At 39.5% G+C, this 25,070-nt stretch carries 19 protein-coding genes; 8 read left to right on the top strand and 11 right to left on the bottom strand.

What is annotated here, in order from left to right:
* Positions 1–8: 8 nt before the first annotated feature.
* Positions 9–1,544 carry an IS1182 family transposase gene (locus U735_RS0119655; RefSeq protein ID WP_031445451.1) on the top strand — a complete coding sequence of 512 codons (1,536 nt, stop codon included), beginning with the start codon at positions 9–11 and terminating at the stop codon, positions 1,542–1,544.
* 136 nt (positions 1,545–1,680) lie between these two features.
* Here the strand turns inward: U735_RS0119655 and U735_RS0119660 are convergent, their stop codons facing one another.
* Complete coding sequence (locus U735_RS0119660; protein ID WP_031445452.1) at positions 1,681–3,849, bottom strand: carboxy terminal-processing peptidase; 2,169 nt, start codon at positions 3,847–3,849, stop codon at positions 1,681–1,683.
* Between the two features lie 355 nt (positions 3,850–4,204).
* Here U735_RS0119660 and surE point away from each other — a divergent pair, with 355 nt between their 5' ends.
* The 5 genes from surE (at position 4,205) to U735_RS0119690 (ending at position 9,227) form a co-directional block, all read left to right on the top strand.
* Positions 4,205–4,984: a 5'/3'-nucleotidase SurE gene (gene surE / locus U735_RS0119665; protein ID WP_031445453.1), complete on the top strand. Its 780-nt coding sequence runs from the start codon at positions 4,205–4,207 to the stop codon at positions 4,982–4,984.
* Positions 4,977–5,258, top strand: coding sequence for a hypothetical protein (locus tag U735_RS0119670; protein ID WP_031445454.1), 282 nt, complete (start codon positions 4,977–4,979; stop codon positions 5,256–5,258). Before surE ends, U735_RS0119670 begins: the two co-directional genes overlap by 8 nt.
* Before the next feature lie 67 nt (positions 5,259–5,325).
* On the top strand, positions 5,326–6,450 hold the full coding sequence (lpxB, locus tag U735_RS0119675) for a lipid-A-disaccharide synthase (protein ID WP_031445455.1): 1,125 nt from the start codon (positions 5,326–5,328) through the stop codon (positions 6,448–6,450).
* A gap of 190 nt (positions 6,451–6,640) precedes the next feature.
* Complete coding sequence (locus tag U735_RS0119685) at positions 6,641–7,201, top strand: C40 family peptidase (protein WP_031445456.1); 561 nt, start codon at positions 6,641–6,643, stop codon at positions 7,199–7,201.
* Positions 7,170–9,227 (top strand): ComEC/Rec2 family competence protein, encoded by a 2,058-nt coding sequence (locus U735_RS0119690; RefSeq protein ID WP_232233293.1) that lies wholly within the window; start codon positions 7,170–7,172, stop codon positions 9,225–9,227. Before U735_RS0119685 ends, U735_RS0119690 begins: the two co-directional genes overlap by 32 nt.
* On the opposite strand, the gene U735_RS0119695 is transcribed toward U735_RS0119690, so the two are convergent.
* The 3 genes from U735_RS0119695 to U735_RS0119705 form a co-directional block, all read right to left on the bottom strand.
* A complete protein-coding gene (locus U735_RS0119695; RefSeq protein ID WP_031445458.1) occupies positions 9,228–11,012 on the bottom strand; it encodes a peptide MFS transporter in 1,785 nt (594 codons plus the stop codon).
* A 130-nt stretch (positions 11,013–11,142) separates the two neighbouring features.
* Positions 11,143–12,501 carry a peptide MFS transporter gene (locus U735_RS0119700; RefSeq protein WP_031445459.1) on the bottom strand — a complete coding sequence of 453 codons (1,359 nt, stop codon included), beginning with the start codon at positions 12,499–12,501 and terminating at the stop codon, positions 11,143–11,145.
* 16 nt (positions 12,502–12,517) lie between these two features.
* The gene (locus U735_RS0119705) at positions 12,518–14,683 is read right to left on the bottom strand and encodes a S9 family peptidase (RefSeq protein ID WP_031445460.1); all 2,166 of its coding nucleotides are present in this window, start codon (positions 14,681–14,683) and stop codon (positions 12,518–12,520) included.
* Between the two features lie 221 nt (positions 14,684–14,904).
* Between U735_RS0119705 and U735_RS0119710 the strand changes: the two genes are divergently transcribed.
* The gene (locus U735_RS0119710) at positions 14,905–16,227 is read left to right on the top strand and encodes a hydroxymethylglutaryl-CoA reductase, degradative (protein ID WP_031445461.1); all 1,323 of its coding nucleotides are present in this window, start codon (positions 14,905–14,907) and stop codon (positions 16,225–16,227) included.
* Positions 16,224–17,147, top strand: a complete 924-nt coding sequence (locus tag U735_RS0119715) for a GYDIA family GHMP kinase (RefSeq protein ID WP_031445462.1) — start codon at positions 16,224–16,226, stop codon at positions 17,145–17,147. Before U735_RS0119710 ends, U735_RS0119715 begins: the two co-directional genes overlap by 4 nt.
* Positions 17,148–17,242: 95 nt before the next feature.
* On the opposite strand, the gene U735_RS0119720 is transcribed toward U735_RS0119715, so the two are convergent.
* The 7 genes from U735_RS0119720 to U735_RS0119750 all read right to left on the bottom strand — a co-directional run bounded on the left by U735_RS0119720 (position 17,243) and on the right by U735_RS0119750 (position 24,975).
* On the bottom strand, positions 17,243–19,360 hold the full coding sequence (locus U735_RS0119720; RefSeq protein ID WP_031445463.1) for a peptidylprolyl isomerase: 2,118 nt from the start codon (positions 19,358–19,360) through the stop codon (positions 17,243–17,245).
* A gap of 105 nt (positions 19,361–19,465) precedes the next feature.
* A complete protein-coding gene (locus U735_RS0119725; protein WP_083260695.1) occupies positions 19,466–20,758 on the bottom strand; it encodes a hemolysin family protein in 1,293 nt (430 codons plus the stop codon).
* A gap of 2 nt (positions 20,759–20,760) precedes the next feature.
* Entirely contained in the window at positions 20,761–20,964 is a 204-nt protein-coding gene (locus tag U735_RS0119730; protein WP_031445465.1) for a hypothetical protein, read from the bottom strand.
* The gene (lptC, locus tag U735_RS0119735; protein WP_031445466.1) at positions 20,957–21,565 is read right to left on the bottom strand and encodes an LPS export ABC transporter periplasmic protein LptC; all 609 of its coding nucleotides are present in this window, start codon (positions 21,563–21,565) and stop codon (positions 20,957–20,959) included. The genes U735_RS0119730 and lptC overlap by 8 nt, the downstream gene beginning before the upstream one ends.
* 1 nt (position 21,566) lies before the next feature.
* Positions 21,567–22,937 carry a tetratricopeptide repeat protein gene (locus U735_RS0119740; RefSeq protein ID WP_031445467.1) on the bottom strand — a complete coding sequence of 457 codons (1,371 nt, stop codon included), beginning with the start codon at positions 22,935–22,937 and terminating at the stop codon, positions 21,567–21,569.
* Between the two features lie 37 nt (positions 22,938–22,974).
* A complete protein-coding gene (locus tag U735_RS0119745; RefSeq protein WP_031445468.1) occupies positions 22,975–24,246 on the bottom strand; it encodes a membrane protein in 1,272 nt (423 codons plus the stop codon).
* On the bottom strand, positions 24,247–24,975 hold the full coding sequence (locus U735_RS0119750; RefSeq protein ID WP_031445469.1) for a type III pantothenate kinase: 729 nt from the start codon (positions 24,973–24,975) through the stop codon (positions 24,247–24,249).
* Between the last annotated feature and the right edge of the window lie 95 nt (positions 24,976–25,070).

Here is a 25,070-nt window from a genome sequence, read left to right on the forward strand (position 1 = left end):
ACTACCAAATGAAGCGCAATTTCAAGGAGTACAATCAACAACAAAATTGGCTTTTTCCTCCCTCTATTGAAGAATTAATTCCAGAAGACCATCCGGTTCGGATTGTCAATGGAGTTATCGAACATCTGGATCTAAAGCCACTAATTAGAGCCTATAGTAAAGACGGTCAGCCAAGTTATCATCCAAAGATGATGTTGAAGGTAATGGTCTATGCGTATATGGACAATACCTATTCTACCCGTAAGATAGAAAAGGCCATGCGGGAGAACATTAACTTCATGTGGCTCTCCAATAAGCAGGTGGCTGACCATAATACCATAGCCAGGTTTAGAAGCCAAAAGCTAAAGGATGTTTTCAAAGATATTTTTAAGCAAGTGGTATTATTGCTGGCCCAGGAAGGCCTTGTGAAGTTAAAAGAAGTTTATACCGATGGCACCAAAATAGAATCCGTAGCCGGCCGTTACACCTTTGTTTGGGGCAATGCCCTTAAAACCCAAAAAGAAAAGATGGCCCGGCAGCTCGAAGAGATGTGGGAGTATGCTCAAAGCATTGCTGATGAAGAGGATACCGATCCTACTCCTCCAGATTTTAAAAAAGTCGATAAGGAGAAGGTAGAAAAAACAGCTCAAAAGATTGACAAGATCCTCAAAGGGAATCCTAAAGCCAGCTCTAAAGCAAAAGCAAAAGCCCGCTATATTGCGAAAAATTTTCCTGCCAACCTGGAAAAATATGAGCAACAGGAGCAACTCCTTGGCAACCGAAGCAGTTATAGCAAAACAGATCCCGATGCTACTTTCATGCGAATGAAAGAAGACCATATGAAAAACGGGCAGCTTAAGCCAGGCTACAATGTACAGATCAGTTCCGAAGATCAGTTCATCCTAAATTATACCCTACACCAGGACACCAATGATATTCATACCCTACGGCCTCATCTTGAGAATTATGAATACCTCTATCAAAATCTTCCAGAAACTCTTACTGCTGATGCTGGTTACGGAAGCCAGGAAAACTATGGACTACTCTCTGAAAAAGGAATCAAAGGCTATGTAAAATTCAACACTTTTGATAAAGAACAAAATAAGGCAGGAAAAAAGCGTAAGGAAAAGGCTCCCTTCCACCGGGACCAACTTTATTACAATGAAAAGGAAGATCATTATGTATGTCCGATGGGACAGCGGATGGAGAAAATAGCCCAAGCAACAAAGACCACCAAATCAGGCTACAGGCAAACAGTAAGTAAGTATAGTGCAAAAAATTGCAATGGGTGTCCAATAAGGAATGTTTGTTTTAAAGGAAAATACAATCGGGTAATAGAACGTAACCATGCCCTGGAGCATTACAAACAGAAGGCTAGAGAGCATCTTTTATCTGAACTAGGAGAAATAAAGCGTAGAAAAAGAACGGCTGATGTGGAGCCGGTCTTTGCCCATATCAAATCTAACCGAAATTTTAAACGATTTACCCATCGCGGGTTGGATAAAGTGGAATTAGAGTTCGGATTACATGCCCTGGCGCATAATATGAGAAAGAAAAGTGCCTAAAGCACTTAAAATCTCCTTCCAAAAAATTAAAATGGCCTACTTCATGAAAAAATTCAGATGAAAATCTATAAAAAATAAAAACCGCCTCATTTTAGTAAACGAGACGGCTTCTTTAATTTATTATGATTATCTACAATTAGCCTTTTACACTGGCCAATTTAGAATTCTTTATGTTATTCAATTTAAGATCCTGCAAAACGTTAACAGCCTCCTCTACATAAACATCCTTGGCCAAATCTTTATGCCAACGATCACGCTTTTCCCTTAGTACAGAGTCTTGCGTAAACAACTCCTTTTCATATTGCAAAGATTCAAAGCTTAAGTGAGAATCGTAATCCGAGATGGTCTTAAAATACTTGGCTTTTTCCTTATCCAATTCCAAGCCCTTCTTATATTCGTCATATTTCAAAGAGACTACGGTTTCATCCTGTGCTTTTTTGATCCACTGGGCATTTTCCTCTATCAATTTTATTTGATTGTTCTGGGCCATTCTTTTAGTGCTGCTGGCAATAGTGGCCTCGTAATCAATATAGCCATCCCAAGGAGTATACTCCGCTGGGGAAATTTTATCCCAGGTCAAGGGATTTTCCTGATCCCTTTCCCCTAGGTCTATATAACTATAACGATCTGGAACAACAACATCGCTCTTAACCCCTTCCAATTGGGTAGATCCCCCATTTATTCTATAGAATTTTTGGGTAGTCAACTTAATAGCCCCAAGATCACCGTGCTCATTGCCTCTTACAATATTCTCCAAGGGAATTACATTTTGAACAGTTCCCTTACCGAAGGTTTGTTTGCTACCTATAACTACACCTCTTTTATAATCCTGAATGGCCGCAGCCAAAATCTCGGATGCAGAAGCAGACAATTCATTTACCAAAACTACCAATGGACCGTCCCATTGAATACGTTCGTCCTTATCATTGTAAACTTCAGGTTTTTTATCGGTAGACCTTACCTGTACAATTGGTCCGTCCTTAATAAACAACCCAGCCATTTCAACCACTGTTTTAAGGGATCCGCCACCATTATCACGAAGATCCAAGATCAACCCCTCCGCTCCTGCTTCTTTTAGTCTTTCTACTTCCTGCGCCACATCCGTAGCGGCGTTTCTTTCATTATAGTCCTCAAAATCCACATAAAACTTGGGTAGATTGATAAGTCCATATTTTTGATTACCCTTAATTATGGCGGCAGATTTGGCATAGGACTCTTCCAATTCCACCACATCCCTCGTAAGGGAAATTACCACAAGGGAACCATCTACTTTTCTAACCGTCAAATCTACGATAGTACCTTTAGGGCCTTTTATAAACTTTATGGCATCATCCAAACGCATACCAACAATATCCACTGGTGCTTCCCCATTTTGACCTACTTTTAATATCTCATCACCAACTTCCAATTGCTGATCTCTCCATACGGGTCCACCGGAAATAATTTCTACAATTTTGGTCTGATCTTTTTTCTTTTGAAGTCGGGCACCAATACCTTCAAATTTACCAGACATACTGGTATCAAATTTTTCTTTGTCGTCCGGAGCAAAATAGAAGGTATGTGGATCAAATACTTCAACTATGGTGTTCAAGTATTGTACAAACCAATCCTTACGTTCCAAATCATCTACAAAATCGAAATAATCATCCAGGGTATTCTTGGTAGATTCCCTTGCTGCCTTTTCAGCCTGCTCCGGAGTTAATGGTCCGGCAGCTCTGTTTTCGTCTTCAAAAGCCACAGGCTCATCCCCATCAGTTCCCGCCTTGGCAGATTCCTTGTTCAAATTAAGTTTGGAATCGTAAGTGCCCAAAGTGGCATATTTTAACTGCTTTCTCCAACGTTCTTTCAAATCTTTGCGAGAGTCCACATATCCTTGACCATCGTAATTGATTTCAATGGTTTCGTCCACCGAGTAATCAAAAGGTTCATCCAAAACCTCTTTATAGATCTCCTTGGCATCTTCCATTCGCTTCAATAGGCGTTGGTAGACCATATCAAAAAAAGTTATATCGGTATTCTTTATCTGATCATCCAACTGAAACTTATATTTTTCAAATTCCTGAATATCGCTTTCCAAAAAATATCTTTTTGTGGGATCTAAAATATCCAAAAAGCCTTCAAAAACATTAACAGAAAAATCATCGTCAATATCTTTTGGCTGGTAATGGCCGCGTTCCAATACATAGGTAATAAGATCCAACAATAATTTGTCCTTGTCATCAGTTTCAAAAGATTTGTTGGTAAAACTGCATGAAGCTACGGCAACAAGCATTACAATCAATGCGTAGGCTAAATTTCTTTTCATCTATTCTTTTTTATTGTTTTTCCACATTTGGAGTAATTTTTTAAATAGAAACCACCCCTCCTTTTTGTTATCTTACAATCATCTAAAATTAATCAAACCACCTCTGCAATCCAAGTTTTGCCTTTTAAAAGTGGTCTAATATGCCAATTACTCTAAGATAACGAAAAAATCGTGCCATATTATACCTATATGCCATTAATCTTTTGTTAATATCTCAATTGCCTAGGACACTGACAAAGGTTGGAAGTATACTGCCATTTCCATAAATTCAGTGCAAAATTTCATCATACACCCTTCTTAATACAAAAAGCGATAATAGATTAAAAACGTATTTTTGCAGCATAAATTATATACCATGACGAAACCTTTGATCCTTGTGACCAACGACGACGGAATTACAGCCCCTGGCTTAAGGGCATTGATTGGATTTATGATGGAATTGGGAGAGGTAGTCGTAGTGGCCCCCGACAGTCCGCAATCGGGGATGGGGCATGCCATAACTATAGACAACACCCTTTATATAAAAAAGATCAAAGTAGATCTGGAAAACGGTGCAACTGAAGAATACAGTTGTAGCGGAACTCCGGCCGACTGTGTAAAACTTGGCCTTCAGGAACTCCTGGAAAGAAAACCCGATCTATGTGTAAGCGGTATAAACCATGGATCCAATTCCTCTATCAATGTTATTTACTCCGGTACTATGAGTGCCGCTATTGAAGCCGGAATTGAAGGTATACCTGCCATAGGCTTTTCCCTTTGTGATTATTCCTGGAACGCCAACTTTGAGGCCAGCAAGGAGGCAGTTCAAAAAATAGTCCGGGAGGCCCTAAGCAATGGCATTCCCAATGGGGTTGTGCTCAACGTTAATATTCCCAAAACCGACAATAAGGCACCCAAGGGTATAAAAATTTGCAGGCAGGCCAGAGCCAACTGGAAAGAAAAATTTGACAAAAGAACCAACCCCAGTGGAAAGGAATATTATTGGCTTACAGGCGAGTTTGAACTTTTGGACAAGGGAGAGGACACGGACGAATATGCCCTGTCCCAAGACTATGTTTCAGTAGTCCCCACGCAATTTGACCTAACGGCACACCACGCAATTCAAAATATTAACAATTGGAAACTAAATGATTAAAAAAGAAATATTAATTGGATTAATAGTTGGTCTAATTGCCAATACGCTTGGAACTTTATTATATATATTGATCTTTTCGGACTTTGGCATCGTAGAAACCTACCAGGCCGCCGTTCAACAGGGACATATAGGAAGTTTATTGGCGCTAGGGGCCATTCTAAACTTAGTTGCCTTTTTTGGTTTTTTAAAAATTCGTAGGGATTATAGGGCAAGGGGTGTTATGATCGCCACCCTATTAACCGCTATGCTAATATTGTATTACAAAGTTTTTTAGCATCGGGCTTGGGGCTATCCAAAGCAATAAATGGCAGAACTACTAATGAACCACAGAAACTGAACAGATGAAATACTATATCATCGCTGGCGAGGCATCGGGCGACCTGCATGGCTCCAACCTCATAAAAGCCCTTAAAAAACAGGATTCGGATGCCGACATTCGCTGTTGGGGCGGCGATCTAATGAAGGCCGCAGGAGGCGACTTGGTAAAGCATTACAAGGAAATGGCCTTTATGGGCTTCCTCGAGGTGATATCAAATATCAACCAAATTTTTAAAAATATCGCCTTTTGCAAAGAAGATATCAGCGATTTTAATCCTGATGTAATTGTCTTTATAGACTATTCCGGCTTTAATCTTAGAATAGCCTCTTGGGCAAAAAAGAACAAATTTAGGACCAATTATTATATTTCTCCGCAAATATGGGCCTCTCGGGAGGGCAGAATACATAAGATAAAAAACGATATTGATGCCATGCACGTAATTCTTCCTTTTGAAAAGGAGTTTTATGAAAAAAAACACCACTATCCTGTTAATTTTGTTGGCCATCCCCTTATAGACGCCATAGGTGATATTCCCAGGACCAGCGATAAAAAATTTAGGGAAGAGAATAATTTGGATTTGCAAAAACCTATTATTGCCCTTTTGCCGGGAAGCAGAAAACAGGAGGTTCAAAAAATGCTTACCCTTATGTTATCGGTTACAAAATCTTTCCCAAAATTTCAATTTGTAATTGCAGGGGCTCCCAGTTTGGATCTGGAATTTTACCAGCCCTTTCTGAAATCGTCCCAAGTAAGTCTTATTTCCAACAAGACCTATGACTTATTAAGCCTATCCTATGCCGCCCTGGTGACCAGCGGCACGGCCACCTTGGAAACGGCCCTTTTTAAGATTCCACAAGTAGTCTGTTACCGTGCCAATTGGATATCCTATCAAATTGCCAAAAGGATCATTACCCTTAAGTTTATTTCCCTTGTTAATCTTATAATGGATAAAGAAGTAGTAAAGGAACTTATCCAAGGTGATTTGAATACCAAAAACCTAACCAAAGAGCTCGATAAAATTTTGAACGGACCCGAAAGAAAGAAACAATTTGAAGCTTATTACGAATTGGAAAAAAAACTAGGAGGCAAGGGCGCCAGTGAAAAAGCAGCATCACTAATAATCCAAAGTGCCCAAATGGATCATTGAAAATTTTTGTTGGTTCGTTGAACAATGGTTTACCCTAATTTTAACCACCGCAAAACCCAAAATCTTATAGATGGAAAAGGCAATTATTGACGATTTAATTGGAAGTAGTCATAAGGGTTTTCCGAAAAAAATGACGGATTTTAAATTAATTATTTAAATTTGATATCCAAGAGCACTAACTTTTACTTGGATGATCCAAAGATTTCTTTCTTTATTCCTAATTACATTACTGGTTGGCTGCGGAGCGGCTAAGAAAAAAACTACCTCGCGCGAAGAAAGAAAAATAACCGTGGAAGCTTCCGAAAGACCAACCGAAATAAAAGGCGAGACTCCTTTAGGCGGTGAATCCATAAACAAACCCGCGAACAAAATAAGTGAGCAAATCATAAATACTGCCCTGACGTTTTCGGGCACCCGCTATAAATTTGGAGGCACTACCAACAAAGGTATGGATTGCTCCGGATTACTTTACGTTGCTTTCGGGGAACATGATATTCAATTGCCACGAGCCTCTTATCAAATGGCAGAGGAAGGACAAAAAATAAATTTAAAGGAGGTCAGCAAGGGCGACCTACTTTTTTTTGGGACCTCCAGAAGAAAGAACAACATAAACCATGTAGGCCTGGTAGTACAGGTAGACGGGGATGATATAAAATTCATCCATTCCACCTCATCCCGAGGTGTTATAGTTTCCTCTTTGCAGGAGGGTTATTGGAACTATGCCTTTATCAAGGCTGCCCGGATCCTCTAGGATGCGTCTGCTGCAGTTTACAACCGTAAAGCTTACCTTGTGCCTGATCTGTGGAATCTTAATTGGATATTACCTGGGTCCGTCTCTTCCACTATCTCTTTCCTTAACCGCAGCTTCATTAATCCTATTGGGAGTTGTATTTGCCTATTACCATAAACTGCCCACCTTCCTTTTTGCATTTTTCACTGGACTTTTGGCCATAGCCATAGGCATATTAAGTTTAACCCTAAGGGAGTCCCACAATCTTGGCCGGCACTACAGCCAACAAAATCTTGACAAAAATAGGGCCTACACTTATAAAATTCGTGAAGTATTAAAACCCAATGGCTATTCGGATAGATATGTGGCCAATGTTATTGGCATGGACAGCTTAAAGGTTAGCGGTAAAATACTATTGAATATAGCGGTAGATTCTTCGGTTAAGCCCCTTATGGTAGATGATGAAATATTGGCCTACACCACCCTCTACCCTATTGCCCCACCACTAAACCCACATCAGTTCAATTACAAAAAATACCTTTCCAATATTGGGATAGAACATCAGGTAAAACTTGAAGGGCATGAATACTATTTAAGGCCACAGGCTTCCACAACCATCTTTGGAACAGCTTACAGAATAAGGGACCATATCATTCATAATTTAAAAAAAGAGGACTTTGGTGCTGAAGAATTAGGTGTTATCCAGGCACTTCTACTTGGGCAACGGAATGAAATAACGGCAGAAGTCGACACGGAATATAAAGCTGCAGGAGCCTATCACATCTTGGCATTGTCCGGTTTACATATCGGAATCCTTTTGGGATTGTTCCATTTTTTACTTAGGCCATTGGAACTCCTGCCAAAAGGGAGAACCATAAAATTGGTTGTTATTGTCCTGCTATTATGGGCATTTGCGCTCTTGGCCGGACTTTCTGCCTCCATTCTAAGGGCAACAACCATGTTCACCTTTGTAGCCTATGCCCTGTACTTGAACAGGCCTACAAGTCATTTTAATATTCTGGCCCTGTCACTGTTCTTTATTTTACTGCTGTTGGATCCGCTACTACTATTTCAGGTAGGGTTTCAATTAAGTTATGCCGCTGTTTTTGCAATTGTATGGATATATCCCTTATTGCAAAAACTTTGGATTCCCCAATACTGGATTATAAAAAAAGGATGGGAGCTGGTTTCCGTAAGTATTGCCGCCCAACTTGGGGTATTCCCTATAAGTCTATTTTACTTTCATCAATTCCCAGGACTGTTTTTAATTTCAAGTCTATTGATCCTTCCTTTTTTGACATTCATTTTAGGGTTTGGAATATTGGTAATAGTTCTGTCCCTGGCCAACAGTTTACCACCTGTTCTAGTAACCATCTACGATACTGTAATACGCTGGATGAATTCGATTATTGGACTGGTTGCCCAGCAGGAAAATTTTCTCTTTAGAAATATTTCTTTTGATACGATTCAGTTAATTCTCAGTTATGCCATTATAATATCAATGGTAACCGTCTTTATTAAAGTCTCCTACAAAAGGGTAGTCGTCTTCCTAGTGTTTGTCCTTTGCTTTCAATCTTATGTCTTGGGCATTGGACATCTTGCACAAGACAAGGAATCCTTGGTGATAGGACATCTTGGCCGTAATAGTGGCCTAATCCATCAAACAGGACAAAAACTTACGGTATTTAGCACCAACCCCGAAGCCACTGCTCGAATGGCCAACGATTATGCCATTGCCCAAAACATCATAGAGATGCAACATCGACCTATAAAAAACAGCTATCTAATTGGAGGGAAGAGAATGGTTATTCTGGATAGTGCCAATATGGCCCTTCCAAAAAATTATGAGGTATCTACCTTAGTATTGACCCAATCCCCAAAAATAAATTTAGAGAGGCTTTTGGATTCTATTGCACCCAATATTATTATTGCAGATGGCAGCAACTATAAAAGTTATATATCTCGATGGAAAGCCACATGCCATAAAAAAAAGCTGCCCTTTCACCATACGGGCGAAAAAGGTGCATTTATATATACTTGGCAGTAGTTATCTTATGCCGTGCATTAATTTCTTCAAGAGTGGGTTTAAAACGATTGAAATAAGTCCAACTCCCACGGGAACCAAGGTGAAAATCAAAAAGAAGGTACCCATGGAGTATTGTTCGGAAATCCTATCGATCATCCCGCCCATAGTTCCAGCAGCCTTTTGCCCGATAGCAATGGCCAAATACCAGATCCCGAACATAAACCCGATCATACGTGCAGGCACAAGTTTGCTTAAATAGGAAAGTCCTACCGGGGAGATACACAACTCACCCATGGTATGTAACAAATACGCCAAAATTAAAAATATCATGCTGACAGATGCGGTCTGTGCCCCAGAAGGTATCCCCGATGCTCCAAATGACAGAACTGCGAAGCCCAATCCCAATAAAATAAGACCTATACCATATTTCATAGCGGCACTGGGATTATATTTACTTTCCCACCATCTGGAAAAAAATGGTGCCAGGGTAATAATAAAAAATGAATTTAGAATACCAAACCAAGTGGCATCTACCTGATTACCTTCTTGGGAAAATTTATCCATAATCCTATAGATAACCAATACCCAGAGCCCAATAAAAGCAATGGCCAATACAATATTTGACAAGCCTATACGGGTGAAAGTCTTTTTTGCCAATAGTAGCAGCACCCAACTTATTATTGCCAAAGGAACTGTAGTTAACAATGCATCTACTACCTTAAATATCATGGCCGACTGACCAACGAGTTCCCTATTGGTATAATCTCTGGCAAAAATGGTCATAGACCCCAAGGATTGCTCAAAAAAAGCAAAAAAGAAGACCGTAAAAAACCCAAAAATCGACACAGCTATAATTCGATCCCTTACCACAGGTAGGTATCTGGCTATTCTGGTAACCAACAAAACTAAAAATAACAACAAGGAAAAAAGGATTACCACATTGGTACCACTAAGATTCCCTAGGCTAAATGGCATCAAGTTGGTACCTTGTATTTTTTCAAAGGGATCGTTGAACAAATAGAGCAGTCCTCCAATGGACGATAAAACGATCAACACCTTATCGAAAAGGGTGAAGGGATTCAATTTGGTTTCTACCTCATTGTTCCCTTGCTTTCCTTCTTTACTATCAGCTTCATTTGCGGATATGTCTGTTTCCCCTTTTTTAAGGGGTTTGGCACCAATATTCCCAAACAAATCCTTGGCCAACCAAAATTGGAACATACCCAGCATCATAAAAATACCTGCTAACCCAAAGCCCCAGGACCAACCGAAGTTTTCGGCCAAATACCCACAAAGCATCATTCCAAAAAATGCGCCAGCGTTAACACCCATGTAGAATATAGTATAGGCACCATCCTTTTTGGATTCCTTACCGTGGTACATTTCGGAAATAATAGAAGTAATGTTGGGCTTAAAGAACCCTGTACCAATTACCAACAGGGCAAGGCCCAAATAGAAAGCGGCGGTAGTTTCAATGGCCATAGCGGCATGGCCCAAGGTCATTATTAAACACCCAATAACCACTGCCACCCTATAACCGGTTATTTTATCTGCTATCCAGCCGCCTATAATAGGAGTTAAATACAAAAGTGAAGCATAGGTGCCTATTAAGGCCAAAGCGTGTTCCCTTGGCCATTCCCAGCCAGGATTATCACTTATAATGGGCGCCGTTAAAAACAACACCAATAAAATACGCATCCCATAAAACGAGAAACGCTCCCACATTTCGGTAAAAAACAATACAAATAGTCCTGCTGGATGCCCAAGAACCTTGTCCTTAAATAGATTTTCAATATCGGTATTCATATACAACAGAATTACAAATTATTAATTTTGGGATCAACAACAACTTACTACTGTATTGAATAATAGAACAAGTTTTACAGCCTATTCATAAAATCCAAGGGACTAATATACAAATTGCCGATTTAAGTCATTATTGTGCAATTCTCTTCTCATTATCTTCGGCACCATGTGTCAAGGCCTTTAATTTTTTCAAGAAAAGTCTAATAAGCAATCCGAAAAGAATACAGAAAATGGCTATTCCTGTAAATACGCTATACTCTCCAAGATGTGAAGCGGATTCTCCCAGTAATCCTGCAAGTTTATTTCCTAAGCCTGTTGTTGCAAAATATAGGCCCATCATTAGGGAAGCGTATTTGGCCGGTGCCAATTTGGTAACAAATGATAAAGAAACAGGAGAAAGACTCAACTCGCCCACTGTATGGAACATATAAGCCAATACCAACCAATACATGGCTGATGACCCAGAGCTTTCAAACTGGGCTGTTGCCGCAGTCATAAACAAAAATCCAGCCCCCATAATGATCAGTCCAGCGATCATTTTAAAAAGTGAGGAAGCTTCCTTTCCTTTCAATTTACGATTGGCCCAGAAGTTGGCAACCGCAGCACCAAGCACAATAATGAAAAAAGCGTTCAGGGATTGGAACCAAGAAGCGGGTACCTCCCAACCCATCAACATTCTATTGGTCTTTTCCGACGCATATATATTCATTAACCCCCCTGCTTGTTCAAACGCTCCGAAAAATACGATTACCATTAAGAAAGATAGGATCAAAACAATTACCCTGTCCTTTTCCATTTTATTAAGAGGTCTCTTCAAAGCCTCCTGATCTTCAACATTCGTAGATTTCCCGAGAAAGTCGCCCACTCCCACTAGATATTTCTGACCAAGAACAAACTGTAAAAGGCCCAACAGCATACAGATACCAGCCAATCCGAATCCATAATGCCAGCCATAGACCTCTCCTACATACCCTACAATTAAACTGGAAAGGAAAGCGCCTATATTTATACCAATATAAAATATGGTAAATCCTTTATCCCTTCTAATATCACCTTTAGGGTAAAGACCACCCACCATAGTGGAAATATTTGGCTTTAACATGCCCACTCCGGCGATAATAAAACCAAGTCCAGTATAAAAAGCCCACATCTGTTCTATTGCCAATATACTGTGACCTATAACCAATAGCACCGCACCCACAATAACCGCTTTCTTCTGCCCAAGCATCCTATCCGCTATAATTCCTCCAGGAATAGAAGCCACATAGACCAGCATAGTATACCAACCATAAAGTGCCAGAGCTTCCATATTGGTCCAACCCAAACCAGGATTTCTATCGGTAGTTTCGGTAATTAAATACAATACCAGAATGGCCCTCATCCCATAATAGGAAAATCGTTCCCACATTTCAGTAAAGAATAGGATGTAAAGTCCGACCGGATGGCCGAATAATTCTTTTCGATGCACTTGTTTTGCGGTTGTTTGCATAAGTATGATTTATGGATTATAGATTTTCTTTTATGAAATCGGTCATTTTTGTGTACAGGTGTAGGCGGGTGTTGCCTCCAAATATACTGTGATTTTTATCAGGGTAAATCGCCCAGTCGAATTGCTTGTTGGCCTGCACGAAAGCTTCTACCATCCGCATCGTATTTTGAACATGCACATTATCATCCGCTGAACCATGAACCAATAAATACTTGCCCTTTAAAAGTTCTGGATAATTAAAAGGGGAGTTTTCATCATAACCACTTGGATTTTCATGAGGTGTACGCATAAAACGCTCCGTATAAATGGTATCATAGAACCTCCACGAGGTAACCGGTGCCACCGCAATTGCCATTTCGAAGGTATCATTCCCTTTTAACAAACAATTGGTAGACATAAACCCTCCATAACTCCAGCCCCAAATTCCTGTCCTTGATTCGTCAATATACGACAGTTCACTTAACTTTTTGGCTGCCGCTATTTGATCTTCCACCTCATATTTTCCTAATTCCTTATAAGTTACCTTTTTAAAATCAGCTCCTTTATACCCGGTACCCCTTCCATCTACACATACAACAATATACCCTTCATTGGCCAACATTTGAAACCAATAATCATTGGAATCCATCCAGCTATTCGAAACCTTTTGAGAACCTGGACCGCTATATTGGGTCATAAATAAGGGGTATTTTTTAGTAGGATCGAAATCATGTGGTTTTATCATCCACATATTCAGCTCATGACCATTAATGGCGATGGTGGAAAATTCCTTTGAGTTAATCCTATAATCCTCCAATTTAGATATTAACCCCTGGTTATTTAATATATCCTTTACTTTTTTTCCATTCAGGGCATCATGTAAGGTATATTCCGGAGGGGTGGATGCATTGGAGAACGCATTGACAAAATAGGTAAAATCAGCACTAAAATCGGCAGTATTCTGCCCTAATTTGGTAGTCAGACGTCTTTTATTCTTTCCATTGCTACGGACACTGTAGACATCTCGATTTATTGATCCATTTTCCGTGGATTGATAATAAATTAGATCTTCATTTTGATCATAACCATAAAATTTGGTTACCTCCCACGGACCTTTGGTAACCTGATTCATTAACTTACCTTCAACATTATACAGATAAATATGTTTAAACCCATCCTTCTCACTGGTCCAGATAAAGCTGTCATCGGCCAAAAAAGTAAGATCATCAGTAACGCTGACATAGGCATCATCCGTTTCCTCCAGTATAATACTAACGGTATTATTCCTTGCATTTACAGCATATAACCTGAGTTTGTTTTGATGTCGGTTCAAGGTCTGAACGCTAAGAAAATTGGGGTCGTTCATCCATTTAATTCTAGGGATATAATATGGATCATCCAAATCGACCTTGGTAATGTCGTATGTGTCCACATCCACAATATGGAGTGAAACTTCCGAATTGACCTCTCCTGCCTTGGGATATTTAAATTTTGTTTGTGTCTGGTAAAGATTGGCGCCGTAAACATCCATAGAAAATTCAGGAACCTTGGTTTCATCAAATCGAATGAATGCCAATTTAGAACCATCTGAATTCCACTCAAATGCCCTTACAAAGGCAAATTCTTCCTCGTAGACCCAGTCCGTTATCCCATTGAGTATCTTATTTTTTACACCATCCAATGTAAGTTGCTTGGTATAATTGGCAGCTATATCCCAGACAAAAATATTATTGTTATATACATAGGCCACCTTGCTGCCATCAGGAGAAAGGGAAGGTTCCTGAATTTTTAAATTTGAAACAGCGGAGATTTTTTTTGATTTCAGGTCGTATACATAGAAATATCCCAAGGTAGATCGCCTGAAGATAGGCTCTATTGCCGTGGCCAACAATAATTTGGATTCGTCCTCACTAAACTCATATGAGCTAAAAAACGGGACCGAGGCGGAAGAAGAAACAATGGTTTCCAGTTTTTTTTGCGTTTTGTAATCGTACTTCTCAATAGTTGATATTCCTAGACTCCTGTCTATATTCAAAATGGTATATTGCTTCCCATTATCCATGGACTGCAATTTATCCAAGCTTTCCACTGTAAAGGTACCATCATAAATTTCGCCAATAGCAATCTGTTTGTTTTGGGCTGAGAGTATTGAAAAATTGCACAGTAATAAAACAATTATCAATAGCACGGGGAATTTTCTCACAAATAAATAGGTTTAATTCAATTATTATTAGTTGAAAAACACGATACAGGATTTCAGTATTTTCAAAAATTTATTCAAATCTCCAAGTTTACTAAAAAAATAACAAAAGATGACTGTTTATAATGAAAAAATAACATTTTGTAATGGATATTTATCCTTTATTGGAGCTCGAAAGTTTTGACACCTTATTACTATCTTTGCCCAAAGTAACTATAAGCTCAATGACCAAACCAATTGAAGGATTCTCCAAACTGTCCAAAGAGGATAAAATTAACTGGATTGCCGAACATTATACCCAAGATAGTGCGAAAAGCGTCGCTATTTTAAAACAGTATTGGAACGATGATGAAAAATTGCAGAAATTACATGACGAATTCATTGAAAACACCATCACCAATTTTTATTTACCCCTAGGAATTGCACCCAATTTTCTCATAAACAACAAGCTCTACGCTATTCCAATGGCCATTGAAGAAAGTTCTGTGGTAGCAGCCGCCAGTAAAGCGGCAAAATTTTGGCAGTACCGTGGGGGTTTTAAGACTACCGTTCTGGGAACGGAAAAAGTAGGTCAGGTACATTTTATGTATCACGGCGATACAGAAAAACTCATCGCATTTTTTAAGCTTGTACGACCAAGATTGATCAACAGTGTTGCCCCCATTGTTAAAAACATGGAAAAACGGGGAGGGGGAATCAAGAGTATTGAATTAAGGAATAAAACATCGGATTTGGATGATTATTTCCAATTGCATTGCACTTTTGAAACCTTGGATGCCATGGGTGCCAATTTCATAAACTCCTGCCTGGAAGGGTTTGCCCATTGCCTAAAGGAGGAAGCTCAGCAATATGCAGAATTTACGGATAGTGAGAAAGATATTGAAATAGTCATGAGTATTCTTTCCAATTACATCCCCAACTGTGTGGCAAAGGCAGAGGTTAGTTGTCCTGTTTCCGATTTAAAAGGCCACCACGGAATTTCCGCCGAGGATTTTGCAAAAAAAATGGTCCGTGCCGTTAATATTGCTAAAGTGGAACCCTATAGGGCCGTTACCCATAACAAGGGGATCATGAATGGAATTGATGCCGTAGTTTTGGCTACAGGAAACGATTTTAGGGCTATAGAAGCAGGTGCCCATGCCTATGCATCAAAAGATGGACGCTATACCAGCCTTACGCACGCCAGTATGGACAACGGAATCTTTAAATTCTGGATAGAGATTCCCTTGGCCCTGGGAACTGTCGGTGGCCTAACCACCTTACATCCACTGGTAAAACTCGCCTTGGAAATATTACAAAATCCTACTGCACAAGAACTAATGCAAATTGTAGCGGTAGCAGGCCTTGCTCAAAACTTTGGTGCCGTGCGCTCCTTGGTAACCACAGGCATTCAACAAGGACATATGAAAATGCATTTATTGAATATATTGAACCAGTTAGGAGCTACGGAAGAAGAAAAAATAAGATTGGTGGACTATTTTAAAAAGCATACGGCCTCCCACAGCGCAGTAGTGGTAGCTTTTGAAGAGTTGAGAAATAAAAAATGACAAAACAATATTATAGTAACGGAAAACTATTGATTACTGGGGAATATCTGGTTTTGGATGGTGCCCAAAGTTTAGCGGTACCTACCCTTTACGGACAATCACTTTCTGTAAAAGAGACCCAGGATAAGTTGCTGACTTGGAAAAGTTTGGACGATAAAGGAAAACCCTGGTTTGAAAGTGATTATGAATTGGAGGACTTTGACCCAGTTACCAAAAACACAGTTTCCGAGGAGGCATTGGCTATTTCGGTTACCCTCAAAAAAATTCTCTTGGAAGCAAGAAAATTGAACCCTAGTTTTTTGAGCACTTCCCAAGGCTATGAAATTACCACGGCGCTGAACTTTCCAAGGGAATGGGGTTTAGGGTCATCGTCTACCTTGATCAACAACATTGCCCAATGGGCCCAAATAGATGCCTATGTGCTTCTGTGGAACGCTTTTTCGGGCAGCGGGTACGACATTGCCTGTGCTCAAAACAACTCACCTATTATTTACCAATTAAAGAACAGCAGACCAATTGTACATTCAGCATCCTTCAACCCTACATTTAAGAGCGACCTTTTCTTTGTATATCTAAATCAAAAACAAAACAGTAGGGACGGCATTGCGCAGTATCGGAACAATGAATTCAACGCCTTTTCCGCCATATCTCAAATTAATAGTATTACCCAGCGAATATTGACCTGCACGCGGCTGTCCCAATTTGATAAGCTTATTAAAAAACATGAATCAATTTTAAGCGAGATCCTAGGAACGCCCACAGTTAAAGAACGATTGTTTCCTGACTTTAAGGGGGCAATAAAAAGTCTAGGGGCCTGGGGAGGAGATTTTATATTGGCAACGGGCAACAAGACCACTCCGGATTATTTTAAGGAAAAGGGATATGCCACAGTTATTCCTTATTCAAAAATGGTAAAATAGCCAGACTACGTACGTAGGGATAAAACCGAAATTCCAAAAACAACAAAGCCTCCCGTTCGGGAGGCTTTGTTGTTTTATAAGGAACTTACGTTCTACTAATAAAATGTTGCTCTTTTATCCTCTATTGTGGACGACTCCTTTAAGGCATTGTACACGGCGAAGTTTACTCTGCCGGCAGCACTGGCCTGTAAATTATTGGCATAGGTACTGTAGTTATCCAATTTGGCAGCTTCTTCTTTTTTGGTGACCGTCAACATATATACGCCACTATCTCCTTTAATTAAACCAGAGGTTGCCCCTTGCTCCATGGCAAAGGCAGTACCCACTACAAAAGCCTCCGATCCTGCACCTGGAATAATAGGTGACTTCATGGTCAAGGCAGAAGCCGTGGAAGCTATAACATTATTATCCTTAGCGAAATCTTCCATAGATTTACCTTTATTGGCTTCTATGATTTGTGCCGCCTTTTTTTCCTTTCGTATTTTTGGAAGTACCAAAGCCGAAGCGTCTTCCACGCTCATAAGTCCTTCAGCATACTTTGCAGTCAACCTCACAACGGCATATCCGTTGTTTATATTGAACCTTTTAACCTCGCCCAATTTGGTGTCATCGTTAAAAGCCCATTGAACAATGGCACGTTGTGCCGAAAGTCCTGGTAGGTTTTCATCCATTTCCTTAATTTTATTTACCGGCCTTACCACAAAATTACTTTCCTTGGCAGCAACGGCAAAATCCTTATCCGAGATAGTTTCCATTTCAAATTTGGTAGCCTCGGTGAACAAAGTATTGATAGTTTCTTCGGACGGCTCTATTTCCCTAGCCAAAGTAGCTATTCTAACAATATCCTGTTTGTCATCTATCTTAACGATGTGGAATCCAAAATCTGTCTCTACCAAACCTATGGCTCCAACAGGATTACTAAATGTGAAATCGTTGAACGGTGCTACCATTACCCCTTCCTGATTATATCCAAGGTCACCACCTTGGGGCGCAGAAGGTCCGTCTGAATTATCCCTGGCCAATTCGGCAAAAACAGTCCCAGCCCGCTTTGCCTCTGCCAACAATTCCTTAGCCTTTGCCTCAGCTTCCTCTTTGGTGCGGGTAACCTCTGGATTGGCACGTTGGGCGCCTGCATAAGAAATTAGGATATGACTTGATTTTACTGTACCATTTGCCTTTCTATCCATCATTTTGGAAACCTTAAAGTAATCCCCATCGCGATAAGTACCGAACATACTTCCCTTTTCCAAGGTCATAAGTGTATCCGCAAATTTAGCAGGTAAATCTTTCTTTGCCTTATAAATGGTATCGTATTTAATATCCGAATTTCTATCCAAAAAGGCAATCATATCAGTTGTATTCCTGAAACCTTTAATGGTATCGTTTGCGTCTTTTTGAGCATTGTACTCAACGCGATCCTCCATAAGTTTGTTAATTTCTTCCTTTACGGCATTCTCATCTTCCAAGGAAGGCTTTTCCTCGAAATATACGAACTCCACATCCCTTGACCTATCTTGTTTATAATCTTTCTTATGATCATTGATATAGGCCTCGATCTCTTTCTTGGTAACCGCTATGGACGAATCCGGAATAGAGGAAAAAGGCACACGCACATACTTAATATCCACTTTATCATTGGCCAATTTATAATCCAATTCCCCTTCTTTCAAGGTTGAGCCTACACCTGCTTTTATTAGGTTAAAATAGGTCTGTTCCTTTGCATTCTGAATTATAGCCTGTTCATCCTGTAACCACAAAGCGTAACGACTTGGATTGTTAGCTTTCCAATCGGCCACAGCCTCCCTAAACTTATTTTCATCGAAAACGCCACTGGCGTTGTGAAATTCAGGGTTTTGAACATATGAAGGAATAGTTTTAATGTAGTTTATTATCTGATCCTGTTCTATATTGATACCCAACTCCTCAAATTGCTGAGCAAGAATGGTATTCCTAACTTGTCTATCCCAAACTTGATTGACCAGTTGCATTGAAGAAGCAGTTGGACCGGCCATTCTAGAATACGCCTCCACATCCCTTCTAAATTGATCTATGGAAATTTCGTCCCCATTGATCTCCGCTACGGAAGAACCAACCTTTCCACCCCCCAAATCATTGCTGCTGAACACTCCTGAAATTACGAATGCAAACAAAGCCAAACCAATGATTAAAATTAAAACGGTAGTTCGTTTCCTTATATTCTCTAAAATTGCCATTATGTAAACTGTTTAAATTTATCCCGTTACTATCGGGAGGCGAAATTACTACTTTCTTTTGAAATAATAAAAACTAAAAAAAACCAAAAAAAATCCCTCAAATGCCTATTCATCGTCAAGCACCACCAAGGATACCATATCTATTTTATTACTCGAAACTTCCAACACCACAAAAAGGAAACGGCCGATCTTAATCTCGGAGTTTTTTTCTGGAATCTCTCCGGTTTCATTAATGATCAAGCCTCCCAATGTTTCGTACTCATCGCTTTCCGGAAGCTCCAATTTATATTGTTCATTAATATAATCTACTTCCAGTCTCCCAGAAAACTTATAGGAATTATCATTTATCTGCTCCTCATGCAGGTCTGTAGTGTCATGCTCATCCTCTATGTCACCAAACAGTACTTCCACAATATCTTCGACAGTCATTACTCCCGAAGTGCCCCCATACTCATCCAGAACTACCGCGATACTCTTCCTTTTTTTGGTCAATATATTTAGGATATCATTGATTAGCATTGTTTCCGGAACAAATTCTACGGGCAACAGGATACTTTTGATGGTTTTGGGTTTCTTAAAAAGCTCATAAGAATGCACATAACCAATAATGTTATCTATGGTATCCTTGAACACCAATATTTTAGAATAGCCCGTTTCCGTAAAAAGCTTTGCCAAATTTTTAGGGGTCTCGTGAAGTTCCACCGCCGCAATCTCTGTTCTTGGCACCATTACTTCCCTAGCCTTGACTCCTGAGAACTCCAAGGCATTCTGGAAAATTTGTATCTCGGAATCCACCTCATCTTCCTTTTCCACAGCTTCCATTTGTTCGGTAATATAATCTCCCAATTCTATTTTGCTAAAGGCCAATTGCACCTCGTCCCCATCTGTCTTAAAAAGCACCTTTAGAATTATATCGGAAATCCAAATAACGAAATCCGAAATTACAGAAAATAATACATAGAAAATATAGGCAGGTATTGCCAATAACCTAAGCATAGTGTTGCTGTAGATCTGGAATAATACCTTGGGCAAAAACTCTGCGGTCAATAAAATAATCAGGGTAGATATAACGGTTTGGGTCACCAAACTGAAATCGGTAAGCATTAAACTTAAAAAGCCACCGGGGGTCGACTCGATTCCCGCAAATAGGCCCATAAGAAGATCTCCCATAAAAAGTCCGTAGACCACAAGGGCAATGTTATTGCCAATAAGCATGGTGGCAATGAACTTGGAAGGTTTTTTGGTAAGGCGGGTCAGTACTTTGGGCAAAAACCCATCCTGCTTTTTTTCTATTTCTATGTGAATTTTATTCGCAGAAATAAAGGCTATTTCCATTCCTGAGAAAAAAGCCGAAAACAGCAATGAAATAACAATGATAATGACAATATATGCCTCCAAGACTATTGTTTATTGTTTTTTTGACGCTCTTCGAACCTTTTTCTATAGGTTTTCTTAAAAATAAACATACCTATGGAAACAATTCCGAAGAAAACAAACAAATAGGCCCTTTGCCTATCTATGTTCCACTGTTCATAAACCTCAAAAACGGATACTACCGCCACAGCCAAATAAAGGTATTCCGTATATCTTAAAATCTTAATCATTCTTTTTTTCTTTTATACTCATATAACCATAGGTCTTATTAGCATTAAAAAAACTAAAATCCCTATTAAAGTCCATTCCCTCACCATCCATTATAGTTCCTTCCTCCGGATTGGTATATTTAAATTTCCGTTGGGTAAAAATCCAATCATTGGACCTATCCCAATATAATTGCGGTGCCTCCAATTTTTTACCATCACTGGATTCCATAACCACATTACCCTGCAAATCTATTAAATTAGTACTGGAATAAATAATTCCGTAATCTGCGGTAACCGTATTCTTTTCTCCTTTTTCATCAAAAAACTCCAAAATGAGTCCATTGGGAAAAGTTGTATAAGGAAAAGTCAGGTTGTCAAATTCATTACTGACGGGGCTTTTAAGTACAGCAATTACATGTGCAGTAACAACCCCTTCATTTTTTTCAAGTTCATCGGTCTCCGTATAAGTTAAGGTAAATTCCTCCGCAACAGCACTTGGAAATATCTTTTTTATTGCCTCGTCTCCAACCCTCTTATAATTGTCTGCGCAGGAATAAAAAAGCATTGCCATAGAAAATACTATGGCAATGCTACTTAAATTATATAAACCTTTTTTTTTCATCTTATAGGTTGGGCACTTTTACACTACCACCTACCCAACAAGAGAAACTTACTGTTTTACCGGCCATTCCGGAATTAAATATATCCGTTTTAGACGGTGCCTTGGCTGAATAACTTGCAGCTGCCTGACCTGCCCTACCACTTAAAGCTGGATCCACACGACCTGCTTGACGGGCCAATTCAGCAGCTTTCCAATAGATAGCCCTTTTCTCGAAAGGAGTACTACCACATTCATTGGCACTACCGGCATACAAACTGGCAATCAACAAATAGGCCTTACCATTGGAAGGATTGGCATCTATAGCCTTTTGCGCATAACTCCTTGCTGTAGATTTACTGCCTCTTCTGTAGCTAGTTGCTATTTTATAGGCGATGTTGGATTTCTTCCTGGAATCGGTTTCCAGCTCCAAAGCCTTGTTGAAATCCGCAATGGCACCACTGGTATCCCCAGCATTGTTCTTAAGGGCACCACCATACATATATGCACTGGCGGAAGGCTCCAAGGCCAATTGCACCTCAAATAGTTTCTTGAACATTGGATCTTCGGTACACTCTTTACTGTACATTCTACCAACAGCTCTCTTAACCCATGTAATATCTCCCTTTTTGGAATCAAAATTCTTTTGATATAAAGGAATTAAGTTTTCACAATTCGCCAAAGCTCCCAATTTACTGTCTATACTTTCCGCTATTTTACCATAGCTTTCAGAATAACTGTTATAAGAACTCAATTGCTTTTTCTCTTTTGAGGTCAATGTACCGGCATCTTCCTTAGGAAGAAGTTTGGTTATAACCTCTGTAAGCTTATCATTTTCTTCATCTATCTTTTCGGTAATGTTGTCGTATTTTTCAAATACTTCCTCCAATTCCCTTTTGCCGGCGCTGTTTAAATCTACCAAGCTAGAGAAATATAAATATAAGGCCTTAGGGTTTTTAAAATTTGCTTTATCCTCTGTAAAGGCTTTGTCCAGCTGAGTGTAGATTTCCTCATCGGTAATCATTTTCTCATCGTACTTCAACAATACCTTATCTATAATGGTCTCCGCAACGTCTGTTTTGGCTGGAAAGTACTTCATCCTATTATCATAAAGTTCCATTAAGGCATTAATATTGGCAGTTTTATCTGCCCCGGTGGATTTTTCAAGCCTATCCTTTAGAATTCGCTCACCGTATAATATATTGGCCCAATTTAAGGTAGGACAATTATCATATACCATTTTCCATGGCGTATAAGCAGCCTCATAGTTCTTAACTTTTACATGCTCTGTGTAAATGGAAAGATTGGTCATACACTCCGGGTTTTGAGCTTGGGAATGCCCTAAACCCACAAATCCCATGGCGGCTATCGCTGTGATGTAGAGTTTCTTTTTCATCTGTCTGTTTATTTTAAGGTGGTTAAAGTAATAATTTTTAATTAATTTTTCTCGGTATGAACCATTTATCGTTTAAAGATAAGCCCACATTAACTTTGAAATAACTTTCTTCTACTAAATCCCCATATTTGGTTCCTCTTTTACCAAGTTCAAAGCCGATGTTAATATTTGAAAGACTACGACTCATACTACTCAGTGGTAAACCTAATCCAAAAGTTATGCCAAAATCATTAATCTCCTTATTATCTACCACTATTCCCGATTTGGATACCTTTGCTCCGGCCCTGTAGGTCAATCTTTTCATATAACTGGTAAAAGAGGTGTAATCAGGAATATAATATCCTCCAAGCCTATAGGTCTGTGCATTTTGGTATTCCAAATTACTGGCGGGTGTAAGTTCGTTCTCAAAAGAGCTTAACTCCTGAAAACTGTACTCTGCCCCTAAAAACCACTTTTTATCTTGACCATAACCCACCCCCAATGTGGCGGTAGTTGGAATCTGCACCCCTGTACGTGCCAAGCCCTGAGCTTCCAAATCCACTTCCGTCACTTCAATATCCCTACCACTAACGGTGGAGAAGGAACCTATGGTCCTAGTATTTTCAGAAACCAAATTGGCCTGGGTATTTACTACAATGCTGGTAAAAAGAGTATGTTTTTCTGTTATGGCCGGTGTAAAACTGGCTCCAAAGTTAAAATCGAAGCCTTTAATTCTAGATTCAATCTTATTGAAAGAACCAAACTGTACATCTTCAATAGTCTGATAACTATTGGTATTCTGGTTCCCAAAATTAAAATTACTGGTTACCCCTAAACTAAAGTTTTTGAAAAGTTCATATCCTACAGAGATATAAACCCTGTTCAACCCTCCTTCTCCATTAAACGATTCGGTTACAAGTCCTTGGTCGGTGTTTCTTTCGGAGAGAAAATTGTACCCTACGGAGGAATACGGCATAATACCAAAACCAAGACCAAAGCCTTTGCCCAAATTAACCCCTAAAGACAGGTAGTCCAAATTTGAAATGGAGGCATTTTCCTTGGAATCGTTACTTTCAAACCTGTACTCCTTACGCGATAGTCCCGCTGTGTAGGTCGTTAATCCCAATTTACTGTATGCTGCGGGATTATTAAGATTGATGTGAATACTATCTGTATAAACACTCAACCCGCCCATCATTTGATTCTCCACTGTGCCGGTAGCCCTTAAATCCCCAACACCAAAATAAGAATAGGGGGAGGCAGTACTATTCTGAGCATATATGCCTACCGAAGTTACGCATAAAATTGCAATAATAAAATTTTTGATCATCTAGCGCTTGTTGTATTCTAACAAATGGTATAACCCCAACAGGAGAAATTTAGAATGCGCAAATATGGTATTTTTTAATCGTTTTGACAAAAATTGAGCATCACCTCCTGTTAAAATAACTGTTAAATCGACAAATCTACTTCTATATTGATCAATTGTACCGTCAATTTCGTTGCAAATTCCATTAATTACACCACTATGCATACTAGTTTCAGTACTATTTCCAATAAAGTCTATTATGGCCTTTTTTTTCAACATGGGCAATTTGGACGTTTGTTCGTGCATAGCTTTGTACCTCATAGCTATTCCAGGCGAAATGGCCCCTCCCAAATATTCCCCATAGTCGTTAACCGCATCATAGGTAACACAGGTACCCGCATCTATGACCAGGGTATTTCCTTTGGGGTTATGATAAAAGGCTGCAGTTGCAAGGGCAATACGGTCCACACCTAGGGTCTGGGGAGTAGCATATGAATTCTTAAAGGGGGTTTTGGAGGTGTGACTCAGGACATGAACTTTACAAAAAACGCATAACATGGCTATTTCCTCATGGCTCATGCCTCCTACGTTGGATACAATGGCATTTTGAATGAGAACGTACTCGGCAAAAATAGATTTAACATTTTTTGCATAATCCGCATTGGGAATTTTTCGATAGGAAATAATTTTACCATTATCGAAAACCGCCATTTTTACTAGGGAATTACCCACATCTACAATCAAGTTCATACTGTAAAGATCAAAAAACTTTAAAAAACAAAAACCTTTTTTTTCATTTTTGTTTGTATATCCTAAAATTGAATTTATATTTGCACCCGCTTACA

The sequence above is a fragment of the Arenibacter algicola genome, from assembly GCF_000733925.1.
Classification (GTDB): Bacteria; Bacteroidota; Bacteroidia; order Flavobacteriales; family Flavobacteriaceae; genus Arenibacter; species Arenibacter algicola.